Origin of the sequence: Erwinia sp. V71 (genome assembly GCF_965644245.1) — a bacterium.
GTDB lineage: Bacteria > Pseudomonadota > Gammaproteobacteria > Enterobacterales > Enterobacteriaceae > Erwinia.
This window is the reverse complement of the sequence record NZ_CBFFRK010000235.1, coordinates 1-1385: the sequence shown is the minus strand read 5'-3', so window position 1 is coordinate 1385 and position 1385 is coordinate 1. Positions and strand designations below refer to the sequence as shown.

The following is a 1385-nucleotide window of genomic DNA, read 5'->3' as shown; positions in this document are numbered from 1 at the left end:
TCAGATGTCACCGATAGAATATGAAAACCAGTATTATCAACGGCTCGGAAGTGTCTAGATTATCCGTGGCGATTCAGTCATGCCAGGAAAACCATCTGTGAATGGCGTCAGGATTATAATGAGTACCGCCCGTACTCAACGCTGAATTATCTGACGCCGTCTAAATTTGTTGCGGGTTGGAGAGAGGGTCATTCTGGTAGAGAAGGATCTGACATTACTAACTGAGCGTATTAACTAATCCTATGGGAAGGTCGGGATGACTATGGGGGATCTCTTAAAACCTTTGTTATCTGCCATTCATAAGCGTCAAAAGCAATTTTCAGCACAAACGGATTCAATTATTAGATTATCTAGTCATTCTAAGATTTATCAAATTTTATGGTTTGACTTTATATTTGTAACTGTTTGGTTACACAACCAATCCAAATAATACTATTGTGTCAAATTGTCAGGCTGTCTTACAGCATAGCTCACTTAATTTAATTAATGTTTTCGGAGATTGGCAAATCTCATTTTTATTATGGTGCTTAAGATATACTAAGTCGTTTCTATATGGAAATCGATTATGTGGATAATAGGTATCTGTAAAACAGATACCATGTGAGGTTTATACGTGATTTCTTTGTATGAGATTTATCATCATTGATGTTCTTAATGCATCAATTCTTTTTATCTATCTGAAATACAATGTATTTATTATATGTTCGTCATTCGCGAAAAGTGATGATTGATTGATTAATAAATGATCAATAGTTCAATTATATGATTTTTATGATCTTGATTTTGTAAGCGATTATATCGAGTTGGTAATATATCTATATGTTTTTAATGAGAATATTTCATTGTGATGATTTTGTGGGGGGTATTGCGATCATTTAAAATTTGAAGATTTGATCACAAAAAAAGAAAAATTGAATTGAGTGTTGTAACGTTTAGGCATTATTTTTAACTGGGATTTGGGATGCATGCGCTGAATGTAATGAGTAGAAATTCGGAGACAATGAAAATGATGAAATTAAAAGTCAACGAAAGGCTTGAACCCAACAAAAAGAAGGAGGCAGCGAATTCATTAAAATCACCCCAGTCGGCCTGTATTTCCGCTCTGTTTCGTAACATTACCTCTGGATTTAAAGATGGTAAAGTTAGCTATTCAGAGACGCCCTCAGATTTTTCACAGGCTGTTGCAAATTTGCTGGGGTTGAATAATGTCAGTGCATCCGAGCTATCAAGTATTGATGTTGTGGTTAACGATTTAAGTAAAAAAAATCTTCATCAATCTTCAGAAGTTATGGAAGATATTAGCTTGCAGCTTCGCGAATTCAGATAATAAGTGCAACGCTTGGTCATGTGGATGGAGGGACGGTTAGCTACCGATAAGCTATCCT

1 protein-coding gene and 1 pseudogene are annotated in these 1385 nt (G+C 35.2%); both read left to right on the top strand.

Going from position 1 to position 1385, the window contains the following annotated elements:
* Positions 1-48: 48 nt before the first annotated feature.
* A pseudogene (locus ACSZO1_RS22350) lies at positions 49-225 on the top strand (integrase core domain-containing protein); the annotation flags it as partial.
* Between the two features lie 781 nt (positions 226-1006).
* Positions 1007-1327 carry a hypothetical protein gene (locus tag ACSZO1_RS22345; RefSeq protein ID WP_437616571.1) on the top strand — a complete coding sequence of 107 codons (321 nt, stop codon included), beginning with the start codon at positions 1007-1009 and terminating at the stop codon, positions 1325-1327.
* Positions 1328-1385 lie beyond the last annotated feature (58 nt).